The organism is Aquincola sp. J276 (genome assembly GCF_024700035.1).
Classification (GTDB): Bacteria; Pseudomonadota; Gammaproteobacteria; order Burkholderiales; family Burkholderiaceae_C; genus Aquincola; species Aquincola tertiaricarbonis.
In genome coordinates this window covers 756,589-781,062 of record NZ_JAJONC010000002.1, presented here as the reverse complement: position 1 = coordinate 781,062, position 24,474 = coordinate 756,589, and the positions used below count along the sequence as shown (strand labels likewise).

The 24,474-nt window shown below is 70.5% G+C and carries 23 protein-coding genes; 16 read left to right on the top strand and 7 right to left on the bottom strand.

Going from position 1 to position 24,474, the window contains the following annotated elements:
- The first annotated feature begins 66 nt into the window (after window positions 1–66).
- Complete coding sequence (locus LRS14_RS21500; protein WP_257801032.1) at window positions 67–1,023, top strand: LysR family transcriptional regulator; 957 nt, start codon at window positions 67–69, stop codon at window positions 1,021–1,023.
- On the opposite strand, the gene LRS14_RS21495 is transcribed toward LRS14_RS21500, so the two are convergent.
- On the bottom strand, window positions 1,024–1,797 hold the full coding sequence (locus tag LRS14_RS21495) for an SDR family NAD(P)-dependent oxidoreductase (protein WP_257801031.1): 774 nt from the start codon (window positions 1,795–1,797) through the stop codon (window positions 1,024–1,026).
- A gap of 120 nt (window positions 1,798–1,917) precedes the next feature.
- Here LRS14_RS21495 and LRS14_RS21490 point away from each other — a divergent pair, with 120 nt between their 5' ends.
- Window positions 1,918–2,841 carry an SMP-30/gluconolactonase/LRE family protein gene (locus tag LRS14_RS21490; protein ID WP_257801030.1) on the top strand — a complete coding sequence of 308 codons (924 nt, stop codon included), beginning with the start codon at window positions 1,918–1,920 and terminating at the stop codon, window positions 2,839–2,841.
- On the top strand, window positions 2,828–3,766 hold the full coding sequence (locus LRS14_RS21485; RefSeq protein ID WP_257801029.1) for an aldose 1-epimerase: 939 nt from the start codon (window positions 2,828–2,830) through the stop codon (window positions 3,764–3,766). The genes LRS14_RS21490 and LRS14_RS21485 overlap by 14 nt, the downstream gene beginning before the upstream one ends.
- A 36-nt stretch (window positions 3,767–3,802) precedes the next feature.
- Here LRS14_RS21485 and LRS14_RS21480 read toward each other — a convergent pair whose 3' ends face one another.
- Window positions 3,803–4,555, bottom strand: coding sequence for an SDR family oxidoreductase (locus LRS14_RS21480; protein WP_257801028.1), 753 nt, complete (start codon window positions 4,553–4,555; stop codon window positions 3,803–3,805).
- 113 nt (window positions 4,556–4,668) lie between these two features.
- Here LRS14_RS21480 and LRS14_RS21475 point away from each other — a divergent pair, with 113 nt between their 5' ends.
- From LRS14_RS21475 to LRS14_RS21465, 3 genes are read left to right on the top strand one after another with little or no spacing between them, the layout of a single operon-like run.
- Window positions 4,669–5,619 carry a LysR family transcriptional regulator gene (locus LRS14_RS21475; RefSeq protein ID WP_257801027.1) on the top strand — a complete coding sequence of 317 codons (951 nt, stop codon included), beginning with the start codon at window positions 4,669–4,671 and terminating at the stop codon, window positions 5,617–5,619.
- A 56-nt stretch (window positions 5,620–5,675) separates the two neighbouring features.
- Window positions 5,676–7,127, top strand: coding sequence for a sorbosone dehydrogenase family protein (locus tag LRS14_RS21470; RefSeq protein WP_257801026.1), 1,452 nt, complete (start codon window positions 5,676–5,678; stop codon window positions 7,125–7,127).
- 12 nt (window positions 7,128–7,139) lie between these two features.
- Window positions 7,140–7,892, top strand: coding sequence for a PEP-CTERM sorting domain-containing protein (locus tag LRS14_RS21465; protein WP_257801025.1), 753 nt, complete (start codon window positions 7,140–7,142; stop codon window positions 7,890–7,892).
- A 19-nt stretch (window positions 7,893–7,911) separates the two neighbouring features.
- Here the strand turns inward: LRS14_RS21465 and LRS14_RS21460 are convergent, their stop codons facing one another.
- The 3 genes from LRS14_RS21460 to LRS14_RS21450 are packed head-to-tail and all read right to left on the bottom strand — an operon-like array spanning window position 7,912 to window position 11,117.
- Window positions 7,912–8,913 (bottom strand): tripartite tricarboxylate transporter substrate binding protein, encoded by a 1,002-nt coding sequence (locus LRS14_RS21460; RefSeq protein ID WP_257801024.1) that lies wholly within the window; start codon window positions 8,911–8,913, stop codon window positions 7,912–7,914.
- A gap of 40 nt (window positions 8,914–8,953) precedes the next feature.
- Window positions 8,954–10,171, bottom strand: coding sequence for a CaiB/BaiF CoA-transferase family protein (locus LRS14_RS21455; protein ID WP_257801023.1), 1,218 nt, complete (start codon window positions 10,169–10,171; stop codon window positions 8,954–8,956).
- A 1-nt stretch (window position 10,172) separates the two neighbouring features.
- Window positions 10,173–11,117, bottom strand: coding sequence for a hydroxymethylglutaryl-CoA lyase (locus tag LRS14_RS21450; protein WP_257801022.1), 945 nt, complete (start codon window positions 11,115–11,117; stop codon window positions 10,173–10,175).
- Between the two features lie 84 nt (window positions 11,118–11,201).
- Between LRS14_RS21450 and LRS14_RS21445 the strand changes: the two genes are divergently transcribed.
- The 3 genes from LRS14_RS21445 to LRS14_RS21435 all read left to right on the top strand — a co-directional run bounded on the left by LRS14_RS21445 (window position 11,202) and on the right by LRS14_RS21435 (window position 14,100).
- The gene (locus tag LRS14_RS21445; protein ID WP_257801021.1) at window positions 11,202–12,089 is read left to right on the top strand and encodes a LysR family transcriptional regulator; all 888 of its coding nucleotides are present in this window, start codon (window positions 11,202–11,204) and stop codon (window positions 12,087–12,089) included.
- Window positions 12,090–12,439: 350 nt separating this feature from the next.
- The gene (locus tag LRS14_RS21440) at window positions 12,440–12,964 is read left to right on the top strand and encodes a hemerythrin domain-containing protein (RefSeq protein WP_046115151.1); all 525 of its coding nucleotides are present in this window, start codon (window positions 12,440–12,442) and stop codon (window positions 12,962–12,964) included.
- Window positions 12,961–14,100, top strand: coding sequence for a glutathione-independent formaldehyde dehydrogenase (locus LRS14_RS21435; RefSeq protein WP_046115150.1), 1,140 nt, complete (start codon window positions 12,961–12,963; stop codon window positions 14,098–14,100). The genes LRS14_RS21440 and LRS14_RS21435 overlap by 4 nt, the downstream gene beginning before the upstream one ends.
- Window positions 14,101–14,157: 57 nt before the next feature.
- Here LRS14_RS21435 and LRS14_RS21430 read toward each other — a convergent pair whose 3' ends face one another.
- The gene (locus tag LRS14_RS21430) at window positions 14,158–14,589 is read right to left on the bottom strand and encodes a helix-turn-helix domain-containing protein (protein WP_046115149.1); all 432 of its coding nucleotides are present in this window, start codon (window positions 14,587–14,589) and stop codon (window positions 14,158–14,160) included.
- 158 nt (window positions 14,590–14,747) lie between these two features.
- Between LRS14_RS21430 and LRS14_RS21425 the strand changes: the two genes are divergently transcribed.
- The 3 genes from LRS14_RS21425 to LRS14_RS21415 are packed head-to-tail and all read left to right on the top strand — an operon-like array spanning window position 14,748 to window position 18,547.
- The gene (locus LRS14_RS21425; RefSeq protein WP_257801020.1) at window positions 14,748–15,356 is read left to right on the top strand and encodes a (2Fe-2S)-binding protein; all 609 of its coding nucleotides are present in this window, start codon (window positions 14,748–14,750) and stop codon (window positions 15,354–15,356) included.
- Window positions 15,349–16,338, top strand: a complete 990-nt coding sequence (locus LRS14_RS21420; protein ID WP_257801019.1) for a xanthine dehydrogenase family protein subunit M — start codon at window positions 15,349–15,351, stop codon at window positions 16,336–16,338. The genes LRS14_RS21425 and LRS14_RS21420 overlap by 8 nt, the downstream gene beginning before the upstream one ends.
- A 1-nt stretch (window position 16,339) precedes the next feature.
- On the top strand, window positions 16,340–18,547 hold the full coding sequence (locus LRS14_RS21415) for a xanthine dehydrogenase family protein molybdopterin-binding subunit (protein WP_257801018.1): 2,208 nt from the start codon (window positions 16,340–16,342) through the stop codon (window positions 18,545–18,547).
- Between the two features lie 21 nt (window positions 18,548–18,568).
- Here LRS14_RS21415 and LRS14_RS21410 read toward each other — a convergent pair whose 3' ends face one another.
- Window positions 18,569–19,585, bottom strand: coding sequence for a LacI family DNA-binding transcriptional regulator (locus tag LRS14_RS21410; protein WP_257801017.1), 1,017 nt, complete (start codon window positions 19,583–19,585; stop codon window positions 18,569–18,571).
- A 214-nt stretch (window positions 19,586–19,799) separates the two neighbouring features.
- Between LRS14_RS21410 and LRS14_RS21405 the strand changes: the two genes are divergently transcribed.
- Genes LRS14_RS21405 through LRS14_RS21390 form a run of 4 tightly spaced genes read left to right on the top strand, consistent with a single transcriptional unit; the run spans window position 19,800 to window position 24,474 of the window.
- Complete coding sequence (locus tag LRS14_RS21405) at window positions 19,800–20,834, top strand: ABC transporter permease (RefSeq protein ID WP_257801016.1); 1,035 nt, start codon at window positions 19,800–19,802, stop codon at window positions 20,832–20,834.
- Between the two features lie 24 nt (window positions 20,835–20,858).
- Window positions 20,859–21,857, top strand: coding sequence for a substrate-binding domain-containing protein (locus tag LRS14_RS21400; protein WP_257801015.1), 999 nt, complete (start codon window positions 20,859–20,861; stop codon window positions 21,855–21,857).
- Window positions 21,858–21,862: 5 nt separating this feature from the next.
- Window positions 21,863–23,431 (top strand): sugar ABC transporter ATP-binding protein, encoded by a 1,569-nt coding sequence (locus LRS14_RS21395; RefSeq protein ID WP_257801013.1) that lies wholly within the window; start codon window positions 21,863–21,865, stop codon window positions 23,429–23,431.
- Window positions 23,428–24,474, top strand: a complete 1,047-nt coding sequence (locus tag LRS14_RS21390; RefSeq protein ID WP_257801012.1) for an ABC transporter permease — start codon at window positions 23,428–23,430, stop codon at window positions 24,472–24,474. Before LRS14_RS21395 ends, LRS14_RS21390 begins: the two co-directional genes overlap by 4 nt.

The following is a 24,474-nucleotide window of genomic DNA, read 5'->3' as shown; positions in this document are numbered from 1 at the left end:
TCCAATAGTTTTTTGCGCACAATCCATATCCATGGAAGCATTCGCACAAACCCCGATGAGCCGCCGATGAGCACCGCACCCTGGTTCATCCGCCTGCGCCTGAAGACGCGGCAGCTGCTGCTGCTGGTCACGCTGGCCGAGGAGGGCAACATCCACCGCGCCGCGCAGGTGCTGAACATGACGCAGCCCGCCGCCTCCAAGCTGCTGAAGGACCTGGAGGACGTGCTGGAGGTGTCGCTGTTCGACCGGCTGCCGCGCGGCATGCGGCCCACCTGGTATGGCGAGACGATGATCCGCCACGCCCGCGAAGCGCTGGCCAGCCTGCACCGCGCGCATGACGAGCTGTCGGCCTTGAAGGCCGGCCGCTTCGGCCAGGTGAGCGTGGGCGCGGTCACCTCGCCGGGGCTGGTGCTGCTGCCGCCGGCGGTGGCGCTGGTCAAGCGCGACCAGCCCAGCCTGCGGGTGGCCATCGACATCGAGACCAGCCCGGTGCTGCTGGAGCGGCTGGACCAGGGCCGGCTGGACGTGGTGGTGGCCCGCCTGTTCGCCGGCCACGACAACGCCAACCTGCGATACGAATCGCTCACCGGCGAGGCGGTGGTGGCCATCGGCCGGCCGGGCCATCCGCTGGTCCGGCAGCCCGGGCTGACCCTGCGCGACGTGGTGGACGCCGGCTGGATCGTGCCGCCGGCTGGCAGCATGCTGCGCCACCGCTTCGACCTCACCTTCCAGGAGGCCGGGCTGGCGCCGCCAGCCAACGTGGTGGAGACGGCGGCGCTGCTGTTCATCACCGGCATGCTCCAGCGCAGCGACATGATCTCGGTGCTGGCGGCCGACGTGGCGCGGTACTACGAGTCGCACGGGATCGTCTCGGTGCTGCCGCTGGAGCTGCCCTGCCACATGGACGACTTCGGCATCATCACCCGCACCGACCGCGAGGCTTCGCCCGCCGTCAAGGTGATGCTGCAGGCGCTGAAGACCGCCAGCCTGACGCTCTACGGCCGGCGGCTGGAGTCCGTCTAGCTACACCCAGCCGGCGTCCACGGTGAACTCCTGCGCGGTGCACATCGCCGCGTCGTCGGAGGCCAGGAACAGCACCATCGCCGCGATGTCCTGCGGCTGCAGCTTGCCGGGCAGGCACTGGTTGCGCTGCAGTTCCTGCTCGCCGGCCTCGTCCAGCCACAGCGCGATCTGCCGCTCGGTCATCACCCAGCCGGGCGACACGGTGTTGATGCGGATGCGGTCGGCGCCCAGCGTCTTGGCCAGCCCGCGCGTCAGGCCGTTCACCGACGACTTGGCGATGGCATAGCAGGGGTAGCCGCTGCCCTTGGCCTGCCAGCCGGTGGAGCCCAGGTTGACGACGGCACCGCCGCCGTGCCGGCGCATGCCCGGCACCACGGACTGGATGGCGAACAGCGCCGGCCGCTGGTTGATGGCGATGCGCTCGTCGTAGTAGGCCGGCGTCACCGATTCCAGCGTATGGCGGTCGTCGCTGGCCACGTTGTTCACCAGCACCGAGAAGTCGCCGAGCGCCTGCGCCGCCTCGGCGATGGCCTGCTGCAGCGCCGGGATGTCGCGCACGTCGCAGCGCTGCCACCACGGCGCCGCATGGCCCGCCTCGGCGATGCGGCCGGCCAGCTGCCGGCTGGCCGCCTCGTCGATGTCGACGAAGGCCACCCGGGCGCCCTGGGCGGCAAAGCCCTGCACGATGGCCGCGCCAATGCCGCTGCCGCCGCCGGTGACGAACACGTTGCGGCCTTGCAGGCTGGGGTAGCGGGTGGCGTCGGCTGGTGGCATGCAGGTCTCCGGTGGTATTGCAACTTGAGTATCGAAGAATCGCGAAAATACGGCTTCTGATAATCAATATGCCTTGCTAGCATCGGCCGCGTCAAGCAGCACAACAAGCAGGAGACATCCATGCCGTTCGACATTGCCGGTGACGCGGTGCGCTGCGTGTGGCCGGCCGCCGCAGCGCTGGGGGAGGGCACCACCTGGTCCGAGCAGCGGCAGGCCGTGTGGTGGGTGGACATCCTCGGCGGGCAACTGATGCTGTACAGCCCCGGCAGCGGCAGCCGGCGCAGCTGGGCCATCGGCGGCCATGTCTCGGCCGTGGCGGAATATGCCGAGGGCCCGTCGCTGCTGCTCACGCTGCGCCACGGCTTTGCCCGCTTCGATCCTGAACTGCCCGGTGCGCAGCCGCAGCTGCTGCATGCGCCGGCGGGCGAGCCCGCGGGCAACCGTTTCAACGATGGCAAGTGCGATGCGGCCGGCCGCTTCTGGGGCGGCACCATGGACTTCGATTGCGAGGCCGCCAGCGGCGCGCTGTACCGCTACGGCGCGGACGGGCACTGCAGCCGCGTGGATGCCGGCTACGTGGTGGTCAACGGCCCGACCTGGTCACAGGACCAGCGGCGCATGTACGTGGCCGATACGCCGCTCAACCGCATCCATGTGTTCGATGTCGACATGGCCAGCGGCCAGCCGTCCCGCAAGCGCCCCTGGCTGAGCCTGCCGGCGGGCGACGGTCTGCCCGACGGCATGACCACCGATGCACAGGGCCGGCTGTGGATCGCCCACTGGGGCGGCGGCTGCGTCAGCTGCCACGATGCCGACAGCGGCGCCGAGCTGGGCCGCATCCGCCTGCCGGCGCAGCACATCACCAACTGCAGCTTCGGTGGCCCGGGGCTGCAGACGCTGTTCATCAGCAGCGCCCGCACCGGGCTGGACGAGGCGCAGTTGCAGGTGCAGCCGCTGGCCGGTGCGCTGTTCGCGGTGGACCTGGCCGGCCTGGCCTCCGGCCTGCTGCCGCACCGCTTCGGAGGCCCGCATGACCACGCCTGAAGACACCCGTTTCAAGTCGGAGGCCCATGAGGTGCTGTGGCTGCGCGCCGGCGAGCAGCGCCTGGGCCTGCTGCCCACGCTGGGCGGCGCGGTGGCCGCCTGGCAATGCGGCACGCCGCAGGGCCTGATGAACCTGTGGCGGCCCTGGGATGGCGGCACCGACCTCTACCGCTGCGCGAGTTTTGCGATGGTGCCCTGGTCCAACCGGATCAGCGGCGGCAGCTTCGAAAGTGCGCCGGGCCGCTTCCATGCCATGCAGCCCAATCGCCAGGGCGAGCCGTATCCGATCCACGGCGATGGCTGGCTGCAGCCCTGGCAGGTGGCCGAGCATGGCCCGGCCCATGCCACCCTGGTGCTCACCTCCTTCGAGCACGGCGGCAACCCGCATCACTACGAGGCCACGCAGCGCTTCGCGCTGGACGCCGAAGGCCTGGACCAGGTGCTCACGGTGCGCCACCTGGGCACCGAGCCGCTGCCCTATGGCCTGGGCGTGCACCCGTGGTTCGAGCGCACGCCCCGCACCCGGCTGCAGGCGCCGGTGCAGGGTGTGTGGCTGAGCGGTGACGACCCGATTCCCACCGGCTACAGCACGCAGCTGCCCGATGACTGGAACCTGAGCGCGGGCATCGAAGCCCACGGCAGCTTCATCGACAACGCCTTCGGCGGCTGGGCCGGCACCGCCCGCATCGAATGGCCCGAGCGCGGCATCGCGCTGGCGTTGCACATGCCCGGCTTCGACCCGGGCGCAGCGGCCGACGCCCGCTGCTGCCTGGTGTACCGGCCGCCCCAGGGCGATGCCTTCTGCTTCGAGCCGATCACCCATCCCATCGATGCCTTTCACCTGCCCGGCCGACCCGGCCTGCGGCTGCTGCAGCCGGGCGACAGCCTGAGCCTGCGCATGCGGTGGTCGGTGCATGCGCTGTGAGGGCGTGGCAGCGATGCGGCGTCCGCCCGGGGCGGATCACACCTGCGTCATGCCGCCGTCGGCGAACAGCTCGACGCCGTTGACGAAGCTGCTGTCGTCGCAGGCGAGGAACACCGCCGCCTTGGCGATCTCGTCGGTGGTGCCGACGCGGCCGAGCGGGATCGTGCGGGCCTGCATCTCGATGAAGCCGGCCAGCTGCTCGCCCTGGAGTCCCAGCAGCTCGTAGGCCGGCGTCGGCACCACGCCAGGGCTGAGCACGTTGACGCGGATGCCCGCCTCCTTCAGGTCCAGCATCCAGCTGCGTGCCAGGTTGCGCACCGCCGCCTTGCTGGCGCTGTAGATGCTGAAGCCGGGCGTGCCCTTGATCGAGGTGGTCGAGGCATTCAGCACGATGGTGGCGCCCCTGGGCATCAGCGGCAGCGCCTTCTGCACCGTGAACACCAGGCCGCGCACATTGGTGTTGAAGATGCTGTCGAAGTGCTCCTCGGTGATCTGGCCCAGCGGCGCCACCTGGCCGCCGCCGGCATTGGCGAAGAGCACGTCGAGCCGGCCCTGGTCGCGCTGGATCGTGGCGTACAGCCGGTCGAGGTCGGCCAGGTTGGACACGTCGCTGCGCACGCCGGTCACGTTGCCGCCGATCTCTTCCACCGCGGCGTCCAGGTGTGCCTGGCGGCGGCCGGTGATGAACACATGCGCGCCCTCGGCGACGAAGCGCTTGGCGGTGGCCAGGCCAATGCCGCTGGTGCCGCCGGTGACGAGGGCGATCTTGCCGGTGAGTCTGGAAGTCATTGAGGGTCTGCCTTGCTGGTGTGTTCAGGAGCGATGCAGTGTGGAAGCGCGATACCCATCGGCCAAGCCGCTGGCCGGCACCGCTCTGTTTCCAATCTGCCAATAATCCGCCGATGGACCAGATCACCGCCATGCGGGTCTTCGCCCGCGTCGTCGAGGCCGGCAGCTTCACCCGCGCGGCCGACCAGCTGCAGATGCCCAAGCCCAGCGTGACCAAGCTGGTCCAGCGGCTGGAGGCGCGGCTCAAGGTCAAGCTGCTGCAACGCACGACCCGGCGGGTGACGGTCACGCCGGAAGGCGCGGCCTACTACCAGCGCACCGCGCGCGTGCTGGCCGAACTGGAGGAGATTGAATCCGACCTGACGCAGGAACGCACCAACCCCAGAGGTTGCGTGCGCGTGGACGTCGGCTCGGTGGTTGCCAACCTGATCCTGATGCCGCGGCTGCCGGCCTTCTACAAGCGTTATCCGCAGGTGCAGATCGCGCTGGGTGTCAGCGACCGGCCGGTGCATCTGGTGGGCGAAGCGGTGGACTGCGTGATCCGCGGCGGCGCGATGACCGACCAGTCCCTGGTGGCCCGCCGCATCGCGCAGATGGCGTTCACCACGGTCGCCTCGCCAGCCTACCTGGCGCAGCACGGCACCCCCGCCAGCCCGCAGGAGCTGCTGGATGGCCGTCATGCCATGGCCAACTACTTCTCGGCCGCGTCCGGCCGCATCGTGCCGGCGGTGTATGTGCGCGGCGACCAGCGGTTCGAGATCGCCGCCCAGGGCCCGATCTCGGTCAACGAGAGCACGGCGCACCTGAACGCCGCGCTGACCGGCCTGGGCCTGGTGCAGACCTTCGGCCCCATCGTGCAGCCGCACATCGACACCGGCGCCCTGGTGGAGGTGCTGGCCGACTGGGCGCCGCCGCCGATGCCGTTCCACGTGGCCTATCCGGCCAACCGCCACGTCAGCGCCAAGCTGCGGGTCTTCGTGGACTGGGTGGTCGAGGTGTTCAAGCCGTACAACGCGGGACGTGCTGCGGCCGCATCGATGGCCTTGCCCCGCTGCACGACCTAGGGGTTCAACCGCCCAGGCCCATGGACTAGGCTCGATGCGCTTCGAGGAGCGGTGCCATGAAGAGCCTGTCCCGCGTGGTCGCGATCGCCGCCGCCCTGCTGGGCACCTTCGCGCCCTGCCTGGCGCAGACGGTGGCGGACCCGGCGCTGGTCGTCACGCCGTATGCCACCGGCCTGCTGCAGCCGGTGGGCCTGGTGTTCATCGGGCCAGGCGATGCCCTGGTGATCGAGAAGGCGTCGGGCCGGGTGCGGCGCGTGGTCAACGGCGTGGTGCAGGCCGCGGCGGTGCTGGACCTGCCGGTCAATTCCAGTTCGGAGCGCGGGCTGCTGGGCATCGCGCTGCATCCGCAGTTCCCTGCCGTGCCGTCGGTGTACCTGCTGTGGACCGAAAGCGCCACCGGTGCCGACAGCGTGGACGTGTCGGCCACGCCGGCGCTGGGCACCCGGCTGGACCGCTGGACCTGGAACGGCAGCCAGCTGGTGTTCAACCAGAAGCTGCTGAGCCTGCGCGCGCGGCAGACCGACAACGTGCCGGTGCCCGGGCATGAAGGCACGCAGAACGCGGCCGAGCGGGGCAACCACAACGGCGGCCAGTTGCGCTTCGGGCCCGACGGCAAGCTGTATGTCTTCGTCGGCGACCTGGGCCGGCGCGGCTGGATGCAGAACCTGGGCAGCGGCCCGTTCGTGGCCGAGCCGCTGGTGGACGACACCCTGGGCGGGCCGGCGCCGGACGCGGCGCACCTGTCCGGCGTGGTGCTGCGGTTGAATGCCGATGGCAGCGTGCCGGCCGACAACCCGTTCTTCGCGCTGGGCAGCAGCCTGGGTGGCGACGTGGGCGCACAGCTCACGCGGGTGTATTCATACGGCCATCGCAACGGCTTCGGCATGGACTTCGACCGCGCCAGCGGCCTGCTGTGGCTGACCGAGAACGCGGACGATGCCTTCAGCGAACTCAATGCGGTGACCCCCGGCATGAATGGCGGCTGGATCCAGGTGGCCGGGCCCTTGTCGCGCCTGGCGGAGTTCAAGCGCATCGAGACGCTGTCGTTCGGCTCCTCGCTGCAGCAGACACGCTACCCGCCCACCCGCATCGCCTACACCGCCGCGCTGGCCCGCTCCCGCATGGTGATGTTGCCGGGCGCCACCTACAGCGACCCGCAGCTCAGCTGGCGCTACGAGGTGGCGCCCGCCGGCGCGGCCTTCGTCCACGGCAACGGCCTGGCCACCCCGTACACCGGCACGCTGTGGCTGGGCACCGCCACCGACAGCAACAGCCGCCTGTATTGCCTGCGCCTGACGGCCGACCGGCGGTCGGTGGATACCAGCGCCGATCCGCGGCTGGCCGACGGCGTGGTGGACAACCTGGCCAAGTACGACGCCACCGAGGCCGAGAGCCTGGTCATCGGCCAGGGCTTTGGCGCCACGCCGGACATCCGCGAAGGTCCTGACGGCGCGCTGTACGTCGTCTCGTTGAGCCGAGGCACGGTCTACCGCATCGCCCTGCGCTGAAGGAGTGTCGCCATGCAAGCACCCGCCGCTTTCCATCGCCTGCTGGGGTCGGCCGCGTTGTGCGGTGCGCTGGCCGCCACGGGGGCGCCGGCGCAGGCCGTGCTGGTCAATGGCGGTTTCGAGTCGGGCCTGGACGGCTGGACCGTCGCCGACCTGCCGGGCAGCGACGGCGGCTTCCGCAGCCAGTCCGGCAGCGGCAGCCCGCTGACCGCCAGCCCGGTGGCCGCGCCGCCGCAAGGCACCCGCGCCGCGATGAGCGATGCCGAAGGGCCGGGCGCCCATGTGCTGTACCAGGACTTCGTGGTGCCGGCCGGCGTGTCGACGGCGCTGCTGTCGTTCCAGCTGTACGTTCGCAACGAAGCGGGCGAGGCCTTCGTGCCCGAGACCCTGGCCTTCGCCACGCCCGCGCTCAACCAGCAGGTGCGGGTGGATCTGCTGCTGCCGTCGGCCGACGTCTTCGCCACCGACAGCCTGCAGCCGCTGTACCGCAGCACGCCCGGCACCGCCGGCCAGGCCGCGTACCAGCTGCTGTCGTTCGACGTCGCGGCCGTGCTGCAGGCCCACGAGGGCCAGACGCTGCGGCTGCGCTTCGCGGACACCAACAACGTGGCCCTGCAGAACGTCGGCGTGGACGCGGTGAACCTGGCCGTCAGCGTGGTGCCGGAGCCGGCCACGGCCGGGATGCTGGCGCTGGGCCTGGCAGGCTGCCTCGTGCCGGGCCTCTGGCGGCGCCGGCGGGCGGCGGCCGTGGCACAGGGCGGGTGAGCGCGCCGCGGCGGCAGCCTCAGTCCAGCCGCACGTTGGCCTTGCGCACGATGGCGGCGTACTTGTCCAGTTCGCTGCGCAGGAACGGGCCAGCCTGCTCCGGCGTGCCCAGGCGGATGACGTTGCCCTGCCGGTCCATCATCTCCTTGACCTCGGGGCTGGCAAAGGTGGCGGCCAGCGCGCCATGCAGGCGCTGCACCACCGGCGCGGGCAGGCCCTTGGGCCCCAGCATCGCGAACCAGGCATCCACCACATAGGCCGGCAGGCCCTGCTCGGCAAAGGTAGGGATCTCCTTGGCGGCCGGCACGCGCTCGGCGGTGGTCAGGCCGATGGCGCGCAAGGCGCCGCTGCGCAGATGCGGCTGGGCGGTGGGCAGGGCCACCACCGCGAAGTCGATCTGCCCGCCCACCAGGTCGGAGACCATGGGTCCCACGCCCTTGTACGGAATGTGGCGCGCCTTGGTGCCCGTCTCGTCCAGCAGCAGCTCGGCCGCCAGGTGCAGGATGGTGCCGTTGCCGCCCGAGCCATAGGTGAGGTCGGTCGGCCGGGCCTTGAGCAGTGCGAGGAAGCCCTGCGCATCCGTCACCTGCCAGCGCGGATGCACCACCAGCACCATCGGCGTGGTGCCGCACACGGCCACCGGCGTGAAGTCACCGGGCATCTGGAACGGCAGCGACTTGTAGACGCTGGGAAAGATGACCACGTTGTTCGACACCAGGCTCAGCGTGTGGCCGTCGGGTGTCGCGCGGGCCAGCTGCTGCAGGCCGACGATGCCGCCGGCCCCGGGCTGGTTGTCCACCACGATGGAGGCGCCCAGCGCCTTGCCCAGGGCGTTCTGCATCGCGCGGGCGATGGCATCCACGCCCGATCCCGCCGCATGGGGCAACACCAGCCGCACGGCGGCGGGCGTGTCGGCGGCCCGGGCCGTGCGCGCCAGGGGCAGGGTGGCCGCTGCCGCAAGGGCGACTGCGCTGCGCAGGCATTGGCGCCGTGTCGCATGGAGGGTCAGGTCGTGGGTCATCGTTGTCTCCGTCTTGTGGAAGGGTCCGGGGCCGCTGCGCTCAGCGCGCGCAGCCCGCGGTGCGCAGGGCCTCGACCTGCGCCGGGTCGTAGCCCACGCTGGCGAGCAGGCCGTCGGTGTGCTCGCCCAGCCGGGGTGGCTGCAGCCGCACGCCGGCACGCCGGCCGTCCAGCGTGAAGGGCAGCAGCGTGGTCTTGGCCGTTTGCCCGGCGCGGGCGCCGTCGGGCAGCACCACGTCGGCCAGGCCGCCGCTGGCCAGCAGGTGCGGATCGTCCAGCAGTTCCTCGGGCCGGCGGATGGGCGCAAACGGCAGGCCGGCGGCTTCCATCAGCGCAGCCAGCTCCGCCGCGCTGCGGTGGGCCAGGCGCTCGGCCAGGGTGCGCAGCAGCTGCGGCCGCAGGTTCACCCGCTGGTGGTTGGTGGCCAGCGCAGCGTCCTGCAGCAGGTCGTCCAGGCCCAGCGCGCGGCAGAACAGGCGCCACTGGGCGTCGCTCACCGCCGCCAGGAAGATCTGCTCGCCGCCGGCCACGGTGAACACGTCGTACACCGCCCACGGGTTGTCGCGGGCCGGCATGGGTTGCGGCGGCCGGCCGGTCACCGCGTACTGCAGCATGTGCTGGCCCATCAGGAACACGTTGTTCTCGAACAGTGCGCTCTGAACCTCCATGCCGCGGCCGGTGATGCCGCGCTGGATGAGCGCGCCCATCACCGCGATGGCGCCGAACAGGCCGCCCATGATGTCGTTGACGCTGGTGCCGGCCCGCACCGGGTCGCCCGGCCGCCCGGTCATGTAGGCCAGGCCGCCCATCATCTGCACCACCTCGTCCAGCGCGGTGCGCCGCTCGTAGGGGCCGGGCAGGAAGCCCTTGTGGCTGGCATAGATGAGCCGCGGGTTGGCGGCGGACAGGCTCGGGAAATCGAGTCCGTACTTGGCCATCGTGCCCGGCTTGAAGTTCTCGATCACCACGTCGGCGCTGGCGGCCAGGCGACGTGCCGCCTCGGCCCCGGCGGGGGTGTGCAGGTCCAGCCCGATGCTCTTCTTGTTGCGGTTGAACATGGGGAAGAAGCCGCTGCCGGCGCCCTGCAGCGTGCGCGTGCCTTCGCCGGCCACCGGCTCCACCTTGATGACCTCGGCGCCCAGGTCGGCCAGCACCATGCCGCAGGTCGGGCCCATCACCATGTGGGTGAACTCCACCACCCGCAGCCCCTGCAGCGGCAGGGCGGTGGTGTTCGCTTCTTCTTGAGGGATGTCGGTCATGTCAGGCTTCAATGGGTTGGGCCAGCAGGGTCCTGGGCAGGCCGGCGCGCCAGATGGCGCCATGCAGCGGCTCGCCGGCCAGCCACCCGGCCAGGCGGCCGCGCAGCGACATCAGCGCATCGAACTGCAGGCCGGTGGGCACGCCCATGCTGGCGAACAGCCAGGCCAGGTCCTCGGTGGCCACGTTGCCGCTGGCCCCGGGGGCATGCGGGCAGCCGCCGATGCCCCCCGCGCAGGCGTCGAAGCGGCGGATGCCGGCCTGCCATGCCGCCACCACGTTGGCTGCGCCCAGGCCCCGGGTGTCATGGAAGTGCGCGGTGGTGAGGCGCTCGCCGGCCAGGCGCAGGGCGGCGTCGAACAGGCTGCGCACCTGTTGCGGGCCGGCATAGCCCACGGTGTCGGCCAGGCTCACCTCGTCGGCACCGGCGTCCAGGCCCGCGGCCACCAGCCGCAGCACTTCCCGCGGCTCGACCACGCCCTGCAGGGTGCAGCCGAAGGCGGTGCTGATGCCCAGCTCGATGCGGCAGGGGCTGCCGGCGCTGTCCCGCGCGGCGCGGATGCGGCCCAGCTCGGCCACCACGTCGTCCGGTGTCTTGCGCAGGTTGGCCAGGCTGTGCGCGTGGCTGGCCGACAGCGGCAGCAGCATCACATGGGCACCGGCGGCCAGCGCCGCCTCGGCGCCGCGCAGGTTGGGCACCAGCGCCGTGACCTGCAGCCCCGGCAGTCGGCCGGCAGCCTGCACGATGGTGGCGGTGTCGGCCAGCTGCGGCATCAGCCGCGGCGGCACGAAGGAGCCCACTTCCAGCTGCCGCAGGCCGGCCTGGTACAGGCCCTGCAGCCACTGCAGCTTGGTGTCGGTGGGCACGGTGCGCGCGATGGACTGCAGCCCGTCGCGCAGGCTGGTGTCGCGCACGGCGACGGGGGTCAGGGGCGTGTCGGAAGGCATGGCTGCACTCTAGGCATCGCGGCGCGAGAGTCCAGCGACTTTTGGGAACGTCTTTCGTTCCCGTTGGCGATGCCAGAATGCCCCATGGGCCGCATCTTCGATCCCGTGTCGCTGCGACTGTTCATCGCCGTGTGCGAGGAACGGAACATCGCCCGCGCGGCGGCCCGCGAAGCGCTGGTGGCCTCGGCCGTGAGCAAGCGCATGGCGATGCTGGAGGCCGACGTGGGCACGCCGCTGCTGGTGCGCGGGCGCCGCGGCATCGAGCCGACGCCGGCCGGCGAGACGCTGCTGCGCCGCGCCCGCGAGATGCTCAGCCTGATGGCGCGGGCGCATGCCGAGCTGAGCGAGTTCCAGGGCGGCGTGGTGGGCAACGTGCGCATCGTGGCCAGCGTGTCGGCGCTGGCCTCCGGCCTGCCGGGCGACGTCGCCTGCTTCCTGGAAGCGCATCCGCGGCTGCGCGTGTCGCTGACCGAGCGGGTGGGCACGGAGGTGGTGCGCGAGGTGCGCGAGGGCACGGCCGACCTCGGCGTGGTGTGGGACGAGGTGAACACGGGGCAGCTGGTCGCGCAGCACTACCGCCACGACCGGCTGGGCGTGCTGATGCCGCACGACCATCCGCTGGCGCCGCAGGCCTCGGTCTCCCTGCTCGAGACGCTGGCCCATCCGGCCGTGAGCGTGGCGCCCGGCGGCCTGCTGGACGGCCTGCTGCGCCGCCATGCGGCGCTGGCCGGTGCCACCTGGATGCCGCGCCTGGAAGTGGCCAGCTTCGAAGCGGCCGAGCACATCGTTCATGCGGGCCTGGGCCTGGCCATCGTGCCCATCGGCGTGACCGGGGATGCCGCGGGCGCCCTGGTATGCCGGCCGCTGAGCGAAGACTGGGCGCATCGCCGGCTGGTCGTGGTCTCGCGCACCGATGACTGGCTGCCGGCGCCTGCGCGGGCACTGCGCGATCACCTGCTGCCCCGGACCTGAGGCGCGCAGCGCGGCCTGACCCCGGCTGCGGCCGCTCCGTGCGGCAATGGGTGCCGATCGGCGCCGGCATGTCAGGGCTTGCACGCCACCGGCCCGCGACATCGGCCTGTGAAGGTCCACGCGCGTCAAACTCTTTCGCAGTCACCGGGCCTTTCATACCAAAGCATCGTCATGTGAAGACGGTGATTTGCTCGCTGGCCTTGAACGCACCGGGGGCGGGGTCTGGCGGGCGCGTGGCCGGCGGGGCTCGGCGATGCGTGGACGGCAGCCTGGCGGAACAGGGCTTGCCCATCCGGATCCCCGCTGCACCGAGCATCAGGCCCAGGCGGCGGCTCAACCAGGAGCGAGCCATGCCAAGCACCATTGCCTATGAAGACGCGGTGGACCTTCTGGACAGCGATCACAAGCTGGTCCAGAAGCTCTTCATCCAGTACCAGACCTTCCATGAGTTCGGTGCCCCCGCCGAGGACCGACAGAAGCTCGCCGAGCGCATCTGCGCTGCACTGAGCGTGCATGCGCAGATCGAGGAGGAGATCTTCTATCCCGCGGTGCGCGAGGCCACCGGCGACGATTCGCTGCTCGACCACGCCGAGGAAGAGCACCAGGAGGCCAAGGACCTGATGGCCCGCATCCAGGGGCTCAGCCCGGACGACGACGGCTATGACGACTGCGTGACGCAGCTCGCGGACGCGGTCATGGCGCATGTGATGGAGGAGCGCGAGCGTGTGTTCCTCCAGGCGCGCTATTCGGCGCTCGACCTGCGCGGACTGGCCGTGACCCTGCATGAGCGCAAGCAGGAACTGAAGGCGGAAGCGGGCGGCATGCCTGAGCTGCCGGCAGAGAAGACCCCCACCCAGATCGAGGAGAACGTATGAAGGCCCTCGTCTACAACGGACCCTGCGACGTGTCGGTCAACGAAGTGCCGGACGCCAGGATCGAACGCGCGACCGATGTGTTGGTGAAGATCACCACCACCAACATCTGCGGCTCGGACCTCCACATGTACGAAGGACGCACCGACATGCCGCCGGGCCGCATCCTCGGCCACGAGAACCTGGGCGTGGTGATCGAGGTGGGTCCGGCGGTCGACCGGGTCAAGGTCGGCGACCGGGTGGCGCTGCCGTTCAACGTCGGCTGCGGCTTCTGCGAGAACTGCGAACGTGGCCTGAGCGCGTATTGCCTGACGACGAATCCCGGCATGGCCGGCGCCGCCTATGGCTTTGCCGACATGGGTCCGTATGCGGGCGGACAGGCCGAGATGCTGCGCGTGCCCTATGGCGACTACAACTGCCTGGTGCTGCCGCGCGATGCGCAGGAGAAGGAGAACGACTACGTCATGCTCGCGGACATCTTCCCCACGGGCTACCACGCCACCGAGCTGGCGGGCGTGCAGCCCGGTGAAAGCGTCGTGATCTACGGTGCCGGCCCGGTCGGGCTGATGGCGGCCCTGTCCGCCGTCACCAAGGGGGCGAGCCAGGTGATGATCGTCGACACCCAGCCGGACCGCCTCGCCCTGGCCGAGAAGGTGGGCGCCATACCGATCGACGACACCGAGGGCGATGGTGTGGAGCAGGTGATGGAGCTGACCGGCGGCAAGGGCGCCGACCGCGGCTGCGAATGCGTGGGCTACCAGTGCTGCAACCTGCACCGCGAAGAGGTGCCGGGCCTGACGATGAACAACCTGGTGGCCTCGGTGAAGTTCACCGGCCGCATCGGCTGCGTCGGGGTGTTCGTGCCGCAGGACCCCGGCTCCAACGACAGGCTCGGTCGCGTCGGCAAGATGCCGTTCGACTTCGGCATGTTCTGGTTCAAGGGCCAGAGCATCGGCACCGGACAGTGCAACGTGAAGGCCTACAACCGCTTCCTCAGCCGCTTGATCGAGAAGGACAAGGTCAAGCCTTCCTTCATCGTCTCGCACGAGCTGTCGCTGGAACAGGCGCCCGAAGGCTACGAGAACTTCGACAAGCGCAAGGACGGCTGGACCAAGGTGGTGCTCAAGCCCGGCAAGTGACGAGGCTGGCGCTTCGGCGGATGGACCGTCGAAGCGCCATGCCGGTCGGCGCCGGGCTCAGGAGGCCTGCTCGCCAGGCTTCGGACGCTCGCGACGCGCGAAGCGGTCCTGCGCCGCGGCGATCTCCTCGCGATGCCGCTCGGCCCAGAGCCATACGCCGCAGAAGGCGGCGCTCAGTTCGCCGCCGAGCTGGGTCAGCTCGTACTCCACGCGCGGCGGCACCTCGGCATACACGGTGCGCACCAGCAGCCCGTCCTCCTCCATGCCGCGCAGCACCTGGGTCAGCACCTTCTGGCTCACCGGCCCGACACGGCGCTGGATCTCGGTGAAGCGTTGGCGGCCATGCTCGGTCAACACCTCCAGCGTGATCAAGGTCCACTTGTCGGCCACGCGGCCGATGATCTCCCTGACCACCCGCTCGACGGCCGGGTCCAGCGGCGCGCCATGGTGCGGATGCACGAAGTGGCTGGTGGTCGGTGATGTCGTCATCGTGTTCTCGTCAGGCAGGGCAGGGACGGACCGCTGGCAGGGGCCGGCATGGTTACCGCGAGGAAACCAAGGACCTGCACGGTGCGTACTTCACAGGCCCGTCCGGTGACTCTACGCTGACCGCTCCCTGCAACGTCATGCCTTCGGAGCTTTCATCGATGAGTGACATCCACCGCCTGCCGGCCCTGGATCGGCGAACCTTCATGGTGGCCACGGCCAGCGCCACCGGCCCGGTGCTGGCGACCGGCTGCGCGGCAGGCGCGCAGGTGGCCGAGGGTTCCAGCCGCCTGCCCATCGAGGTGACGGTCAACGGCATGCCGCGGCAGCTGCAGGTCGAGGCCCGTGCCTCGCTGCTCGACGTGCTGCGGGATCGGCTGCAGCTGACCGGCACGAAGAAGGGCTGCGACCACGGGCAGTGCGGCGCCTGCACCGTGCATGTGGACGACCGCCGCGTGGCCTCGTGCCTGACGCTGGCGGTGAAGTGCCATGGCCGCCAGGTGCGCACCATCGAAGGACTGCCGCCGCGCGGCGGTGCGCTCCATGTGATGCAGCAGGCCTTCATCGACCACGACGCGCTGCAGTGCGGCTACTGCACGCCCGGGCAGATCATGGCCGCGGTGGCCTGCGTGCGCGAGGGCCATGCCGGTACCGACGCCGAGATCCGCGAGTACATGAGCGGCAACCTGTGCCGATGCGGTGCCTACGTCGCCATCCTGGAGGCGGTGCGCGACGGGGCGCAGCGGATGAAGGAAGCCGGCCATGCGTGAGTTCGGCTATGCCGCGCCGGCCGATGTGCCGGCGGTGCTGTCGCGCAAGGCGGCCACGCCCGCGGCCCGCTACTACGGCGGTGGCACCACGTTGTTCGACCTGATGAAGCTGGGCGTGGAAAGCCCGGTGTCGGTGATCGACGTCACCCGCTGCGACGCGCTGCAAACGCTGGAGGCCGGGCGCAGCGAGTGGCGCCTGGGCGCGGCAATGACGATGGCCGACGTGGCGGCGGATGCGGCCCTGCAACGCGAGTTTCCGGCGCTGGCCGAGTCGCTGTGGAAGGCGGCGTCGCCACAGATCCGCAACATGGCCACGCTGGGTGGCAACCTGCTGCAGCGCACGCGCTGCGCCTATTTCCGCGGCACGCCGGCCTACCCGTGCAACAAGCGCGAGCCGGGCAGCGGATGCTCGGCGCTGGAGGGCGTGAACCGCGGCCATGCGGTGCTGGGCGGCAGCGAGCATTGCGTGGCGACCTATCCCGGCGACCTGGCGGTGGCGCTGGTGGCCTTCGATGCCGTGCTCGAGCTGCGCAGCCCGCGCGGCCCGCGCACGCTGGCCGTCATCGACCTGCACCGCGAACCCGGCAGCACGCCGCACCTGGAGACGACGCTGGCAGACGACGAGCTCATCGTCGCCATCCGCGTGCCGCGGGCGCCGGCCACCCGCGCCTCTGTCTATCACAAGGTGCGCGACCGTGAGTCCTATGCCTTCGCGCTGGCGTCGGCCGCGGTCGGCCTGCAGATGGACGGCGGGCGTGTGGTCGACGTGCGCATCGGCCTGGGCGGGGTGGCAACCCGGCCCTGGCGGGCCCGGGCCGCAGAGCGGCAGTTGCTGGGCCAGCCGCTCACACGCGAGTCGGCACGGCAGGCGGCCGAATCGGCCTTCGCCGAGGCCCGCCCGCTGCACCACAACCGTTTCAAGGTGGCGCTGGGCATCGACGTGCTCACCGACGCCCTCATGCAATCGAAGGCGAGGCTCTGACATGGCCGGCATCACCACTTCCCCAAGGCGCGCCGGACCGGAGCGCGTCGATGCGCTGGACAAGGTCCGCGGCGCCACCCGGTATGCGGCGGACCAGATGCCGGCCGGCCTGCTGCATGCCGCGCTGGTGCCGGCGGCCATCGGCCGCGGCCGCATCGAGCGCATCGACACCGCGGCCGCCGAGCGCGTGCCCGGCGCGCGGCTGGTGCTGAGCCACGTCAACATCGGCCCGCTGCCCAGCGGCGGCTTCATCCTTGGCGGCGGCTTCGGCTTCCAGAGCCTGCAGCCGCTGGCCGGGCCCGACATCGCCTACCGCGGCCAGTACGTGGCGCTGGTCGTGGCCGACACACTGGAGGCGGCCCGCGAAGCCGCGCAGCGGGTGGAGGTGGCTTTCACCGCCATGCCGGCCGCGCCCGTGCCGCGATCGCCTGGCGCCGAGACGGCGGCGCAGCCGTCGCTCATTCCGCTGCCGCCCTTGGCGGACAAGCACGTGGGCGATGCCGACGCGGTCTTCGCGCAGGCCGCGGTGAAGGTGGACGTGACGGCGCGGCTGCCGGCGCAGCACCAGAACCCGATGGAGCTCGTCGCCACCGTGGCCGAGTGGCAGGGCGAGCAGCTCGTCGTCCACGAACCGACGCAGAACGCCGAGGCGGTCCGCCACGGGCTGGCGCGGCAGCTCGGCATGCCGGCCGCGCAGGTGCGTGTGGTGTCGCCGGCGGTCGGCGGGGGCTTCGGGCAGAAGAACTCGCTGCAGGCGCACACGGTGCTGGTGGCCATCGCGGCTCGGCGGCTGGGCCGGCCGGTGAAGCTGGTGGTGCCGCGTGCCCTCGTGTTCCACAACACCTCGTTCCGGCCGCACAGCGTGCAGCGCGTGCGCCTGGGGGCCAGCCGCGATGGCCGCGTGCTGGCCGCCATCCACGAGACGGACCAGCAGACCTCACGTCACGACGCTTTTCCTTCCACCGGCAGCGACACCACCGCGCGGCTGTACGACATCCGCCACTTCCGCAGCGCCGATCGCCTGGTCCGCACCGATGTGCAGACACCCGGCTTCATGCGCGGGCCGCACGAGCATCCGGCGGTGTTCGCCTTCGAGCTGGCGATGGACGAGCTGGCCCAGGCCACGGGGCTGGACCCGGTGGAGCTTCGCCTGCGCAACGACGGCACGACCGATCCGGTGACCGGCAAGCCGTACTCATCGCGCCATGTCGCCGCCTGCCTGCGTCGCGGCGCCGAGCTGATGCGCTGGGAACGCCGACGGCCGTCACCGCGCTCGATGTCACTGCCCGACGGCACGCTGGTGGGGCTGGGCGTGGCCACCGGTGCCTACAAGGCGGCGGCGGCGCCCGCCCGCGCGACGGTGCGGCTGGCGTCCTCGGGCCGCCTGTGGGTTGCGGTGGGCGGCCATGAGATGGGGCAGGGCCTGCGCACGGCCATCGCCGAATCGGTCTCGCGGATCACCGGCGCACCGCTGGCGGCGATCGAGGTGCAGCTCGGCGACACCGCATTCGCGCCCCAGCACCTCACCGCAGGCTCCTGGGGCACCGCCACCGCCTTGCCTGCGGTGGAGGAGGCCTGCCGCCGCCTGATGGACGAGCTGCAGGCACCGGCCGGGGCGGCACAGCCGGGCCACCTGCTCGACCGCCTGAAGGCCAGCGGCCGCGAGCAGCTGGAGGTGCGCAGCCAGACCCGCGCGCCGGGGCAGCCCGAGCGGGTCTTCGAGCGGCTGGACGGCGGGCTGCCGGCCGCGGGTGGGCCGGTGTATCCGGAGTTCGTGTCGTTCAGCCACGCGGCGCATTTCGTCGAGGTGCATGTGGAGCCCACCACGCGCCGGGTGCGCGTCGCGCGCTGCGCCAGCGTGATCGATTGCGGGCGCGTGGTGAGCCGGCGCACCGCTCGCAGCCAGGCCGAGGGCGGCGTGGTCTGGGGCATCGGCGCGGCGCTGCGGGAGGTCAGCGAGGTCGATCCACGGCACGGCGGCTTCCTCAATGCCGACCTGGCGGAGTACGTGATTCCGGTCGCCGCGGACATCGGCCGCATCGACGTCGACTTCATCGACGAGCCGGACCCCCGGCTCAACCCGCAAGGCGTCAAGGGCCTCGGCGAGATCGTGATGGTGGGCGTGGCAGCGGCGGTGGCGAACGCCGTGTTCCATGCGACCGGCCAGCGCCTGCACCACCTGCCGATCCGCCTGGAAGACCTCTACTGAGGCCGCGCGACAGCCCGACGATCAGGCGACGCTGCCGCGCACCACCAGGCTCGCACCCACCATGATCTTCACCGCGGGGGCGCGGTCGGTGGCCTTCACCAGATCGTCCAGCAGCTTGATGGCCAGGTAGCCGATCTGCCGCTTCGACACGTCGATGGTGGTCAGCGGCGGGTCCATCGCGGCGCTCATCGGCAGGTTGTCGAAGCCGATGATCGACAGGTCCTGCGGAATGCGGATGTTGAACTCGCGCAGGGCCTTGATGCAGCCGTAGGTGATGATGTCGTTGGTGCAGAACAGGCACTCAGGCACCGTCAGGCCGCCCTGCAGCTTGGCCAGCATGTCCTGGTAGGCGCCGTCGTAGGTGGAGTCCACCGTCACGATGTCGCGGCTGCGCACCGGCAGGCCCAGCGCCTTCATGCCGTCCATGAACGCCTCGCGCCGCAGACGGAAATTGGTGGTCTGCACGTTGCTGGCCACGAAGCCGATGTGCCGGAAGCCGCGGTCGGCGAAGTGCGACAGGATCTTGAACACCGCATCGCGGTTGTTCATGTTCACGAAGTTGTGTTCCAGCAGGTCGTAGTGGGTGTCGATGAACACCCGCGGCACCGGCGCCGCCTCGAACAGCCGCACGTCGTCTTCCGACAGCTCGGTGCCAAGCACCACCACGCCGCTGAGCGAGGTGCCCGACAGCGAGGCCACGATGTCCTCGATCGGCGTGCCCTCGTAGCTCACGATCTCTAGCTTGTAGCCACAGACGCCGGCTTGGTGCGACATGCCGTCGATGTAGTCGGAGATGAAGGTGTTGTGGTCGCGGTTGACCGTGTGGCCGTGCTTGGCGATCTTCAGGAAGCGCAGCGTGCCCGCGCGCACCGGGGCGCCCGGCTTGGGTGCGCGAGGCGCGTAGTGCAGGCTGGCGGCCGCCTGCATCACGCGGCTGCGCGTTTCCTCCGAAATGCCGCCCTTGCCGTTGAGCACGAGGGAGACGGTAGCCGCCGAAACCTGCGCGAGCTGGGCGATGTCCTTGACGGTGGATGACATGGGCGGGCGGGGCGTGCGTGCGGCAGCAATCAAACGTTCACTAAATTCTAGTTGAACGAGTGCGGTGTCCGCGGCTCGGCAAGCGCGGCGCGCGGGCAAGTGCCGACAGGGTTAGTCCCGATCATGCGTTCACTGAAACCACCTACGATATTCATTAAACGCAGTGGCTGATGTTAAGTGCGTTCACTAAACGCCGCGTAGGCCGACCTTTCGCATGAGACCCAAGCACGATCCCCAACTGCTGTTCCTCGTGGGCATCAACCTGCTGGTCCTGCTGGCCGGCTCGGTGCTGTCGCGGGGTGCGTTCATCGACCCGTACAACCTGCAGTCGATGGCCGCCCAGCTGCCCGAGCTGGGGCTGCTGGCCACCGGCGTGATGCTGGCGATGTGCGCCGGCAATGGTGGCATCGACCTGTCCGGCATCGCGCTGGCCAACCTGTCGGGCGTGGCCTCGGCGCTGCTGGTGGGCCGCTGGCTGGCGGCCGACGAGGCGCCCATGGCCTTCACGCTGGCCTTCGCCGCGATGGCCATCGCGGTGGGCCTGGCGGGCGGCCTGGTCAACGGCCTGCTGATCGCCAGGCTGGGGCTCACGCCCATCCTGTGCACGCTGGGCACGCAGCTGCTGTTCACCGGCCTGGCGGTGGTGCTGTCGGGCGGGCCTTCGGTGCGCGTGGGCAGCGCCGAGCCGCTGATGGAGCTGGGCAACGGCCTGCTGCTGGGCGTGCCATGGTCGTTCCTGGTGTTCTGCGCCATCCTGCTGGCGATCGGCGCGGCGCTGCGCTTCAGCCCCTTCGGCGTGCGCCTGTTCCTGATGGGCACCAACCCCAAGGCGGCGCGCTACGCGGGCTTCCCGCAGGCGCGGCTGCTGCTCACCACCTATGGCCTGTCGGGCCTGCTGGCCGGCATCGCGGGCGTGCTCATCGCCTCGCGCAACGTCAACGTGAAGTGGGACTACGGCCAGTCATACCTGCTGATCGCGATCCTGATCACCGTGATGGCCGGCGTGAGGCCCGAAGGCGGCCACGGCCGCGTGATCTGCCTGTTCCTGTCGACCACGGCGCTGCAGCTGCTGTCGAGCATGCTGAATTTTGCGGACCTGTCCAACTTCTTCCGCGACTGCGCCTGGGGCCTGCTGCTGCTGCTGTTCCTGGCGGTGGGCAAGGTCGACCTGCGGTCGCTGCTGCCGCGCGGCGCCCGCCCGATCACCGTTTCGATGCAGCCCCCTCCTGCGCCGAAGCGTCCGTCCTGAGGGTCAAGAACCGGAGACATCCCCATGCAATTCGTACCCCACAAGGCCTGCCTGGTCGGCGCGGTGCTGGCCGCCGCCGTCGGCACGCTCGCCGCGCAGGACAAGCCCACCATCGCCACGGTCGTGAAGATCAGCGGCATCCCGTGGTTCAACCGCATGGAGACCGGCGTGAAGGAGTTCGCCTCCAGCACGCCCACGGTCAACGCCAGCCAGAGCGGCCCGGCCACCGCCGATGCGGCCCAGCAGCTGAAGATCATCGACGACCTGGTGGCGCGCAGGGTGAACGCGCTGGCCGTGGTGCCGATGGACCCGGCGGTGATCGAGGGCGCGCTCAAGCGCGCGATGGACCGCGGCATCGTCGTCGTCACGCACGAGGCCGACAACCAGAAGAACACGCACGCCAACATCGAGGCCTTCGACAACGCGGCCTACGGCGCCGCGCTGAACGAGCGCCTGGCCACCTGCATGGGCAAGCAGGGCAAGTGGACCTCGTTCGTCGGCTCGCTGGGCAGCCGCACCCACCTGCAGTGGGTGGACGCGGGCGCCAAGAACGCGGCCAAGTACTCGGGCATGCAGCTGGTCGACGCCAAGAACGAATCGTTCGACGACGCCAACAAGACCTACGAGAAGGCCAAGGAGATCCTGCGCAAGCACCCGGACATCAAGGGCTTCCAGAGCTCGGCGGGCAATGACGTGATCGGCATCGGCCGCGCCATCGAGGAAGCGGGCCTGGCCGGCAAGGTGTGCCTGGTGGGCACCGGCCTGCCCAACCCCTCGGCCAAGCTGCTGGAGTCGGGCGCCATCACCGCCATCGGCTTCTGGGACCCGAAGGACGCGGGCCTGGCGATGAACAGGACCGCCAAGCTGCTGCTGGAGAAGAAGAAGCTCGACAACGGCATCGACCTGGGCGTCAAGGGCTACGAGAAGGTCACCGTCACCAAGGGCCCGGGCCAGGGCCTGCTGCTGGTGGGCAATGCGATGGTGATCGCCGACAAGGCCACCTACAAGAACTACATGTTCTGATGGCCATGGCTGCGTTCCTGGAGGTGCACGGCATCCACAAGCGCTTCGGCGGTGTGCATGCGCTGCGCGGCATCCACTTCGTGATCGAGCGGGGCGGCATCTACCACCTGCTCGGCGAGAACGGCTGCGGCAAGAGCACGCTGATCAAGATCATCTCCGGGGCGCAGCCGCCCGACGAAGGCGTCATCCGCCTGGAAGGGCAGGACCATGCCGCGCTGACGCCGATCAGCGCGCTGGCCGCCGGCATCGAGACGGTCTACCAGGACCTCTCGCTGATCCCCAACCTGACCGTGGCCGAGAACGTGGCGCTGTCGGAGCAGCTGGTGCGGGCGCAGGGCCGGCTCGCCCGGCGGCTGGACGACCGGCTGCTGCGCGACACCTCGCGCCGCGCGCTGAGCAGCGTGGGCCTGCCGTCGGACGACGGCTTCCTCGACACCGTGGTGAGCGAGCTGCCGCTGGCGGTGCGCCAGCTGGTGGCCATTGCGCGTGCCATCGCCACTCGGGCCAAGCTGGTGATCATGGACGAGCCCACCACCTCGCTCACGCGCCGCGAGGTGGACAACCTGATCCGCGTGGTGGGCGAGCTGCAGCGCGACCAGGTGGCGGTGCTGTTCGTCACCCACAAGCTCGACGAGTGCTACCGCATCGGCGGCCAGGCCATCGTGTTCCGCGATGGCCAGTGCGTGGCGCAGGGCCCGATCGCCGGCTACACCAAGGCAGAGCTGGGCGAGCTGATGACCGGCAAGCTGATCGACGGCACTCGCTACCGTGCGGCCGCGCCGCCGGCCGAAGTGGGGCCTGGCGGAGCGCCGCTGCTGCAGCTGCAGGGCTTCGGCTGCGGCCGGCACTTCCAGGGCGTGGACCTGGCGCTGGCGCGCGGCGAGATCGTCGGCATCACCGGCCTGATGGACTCCGGCCGCAACGAGCTGGCGCTGGCGCTGGCCGGCGTGCTGTCCGCCACCGACGGCAGCATGCGCATGGAAGGCCAGTCGGTGCAGGTGCGCCAGCCGGCCGACGCCATTGCCTGCGGCATCGGCTACGTGCCGGAAGACCGGCTGGCCGAAGGCCTGTTCCTCGACAAGCCGATCCTGTCCAACATGGCTGCGCTGGTGCTGGACAAGCTGCGCGGGCGCTTCGGCCTGCTGGACGCGGGCAAGTCGCGCGTGCTGGCGCAATCGCTGGTGCAGGAACTGCGCATCGCCACGCCCGATGTCGACCTGCCGGTGCAGTCGCTGTCGGGCGGCAACCAGCAGCGGGTGCTGATCGGCCGCTGGCTGACGATCGCGCCGCGGCTGCTGCTGTTGCACGGGCCCACCGTGGGCGTGGACGTGGGCTCCAAAGACACCATCTACAAGGTCATCCAGTCGCTGGCGGCCAAGGGCATGGGCCTGCTGATCATCAGCGACGACCTGCCCGAGCTGCTGCAGAACTGCGACCGCATCCTGGTGATGCGCAACGGCCGCATGGCCGCGGAGTTCGCGGCCGATGCGGTGCAGGAAGAAACCCTGGTCGACGCGATGCTGGCCTCCGAGTCGCGGTCCGAGGCCGGCGCCGCCGTGGAGATGCCCGCATGAACCTGCCCACCCTGGCTGCCGGGGACCACGCCGGCGCCGCCGCCCGCAGCGCGCCGGGCCGCCTCGATGGCCTGCAGCGGCTGCTGGCGCGCCGGCCCGAGCTGTTCACGCTGTTCCTGCTGGTGGTGCTGTGCAGCTTCGTCGCCATCGCCAACCCGGCCTTCCTGTCGGCGCAGACGATGATCGACATCGCACGGGCCAGCGTGGTGATCGGCCTGTTCGCGCTGGGCGTGTTCGTGATCCTGGCGGCTGGCGGCATCGACGTGTCGTTCACCGCGATCGCGGCGCTGTCGATGTACTCGGTCACGCTGCTGGTGGTCACGCATTTCCCGCAGGCGCCGCTGCTGCTGGTGTTCGCCGCGGCCACGCTGAGCGGCGGGCTGCTGGGGCTGGTCAACGGCCTGCTGGTGCACGGGCTCAAGGCGCCATCGCTGATCGTCACCATCGGCACGCAGTACCTGTTCCGAGGCGTGCTGCTGACCTTCATCGGCACGGTGTGGATCACGCAGCTGCCCGACCAGATGGACAGCTTCGGCAAGATCCCACTACTGGCCTTCGAGTCGCAGCGCGGCGCCCGCGTGATCCTGCCGGCCTACTTCCTGGTGCTGCCGGCGGCCGCGCTGCTCACCTGGTGGATCCTCAAGCGCACGCTGATGGGCCGTGCCATCTTCGCGGCCGGCGGCAGCCTGGCGGTGGCCGAGCGGCTGGGCTACAACGTGCGCGCCATCCACTTCTTCATCTTCGCGTACACCGGCGCGCTGGCCGGCGTGGCCGGGATGATCCATGTCTGCGCCAACCGGCTGGCCAATCCGTTCGACCTGGTGGGCATGGAGATCGACGTCATCGCCGCCGTGGTGCTGGGCGGGGCGCGCATCACCGGCGGCACCGGCACCGTGCTGGGCACGCTGCTGGGCGTGCTGCTGGTGGTGGTCATCAACAACGTGCTGATCATGGCCGGCGTGCCCAGCACCTGGCAACGCGTCGTCGTCGGCGCATTCATCCTGGTCGCCGGGGCCTTCTTCGTGGTGCGCAAGCGCCGCTGA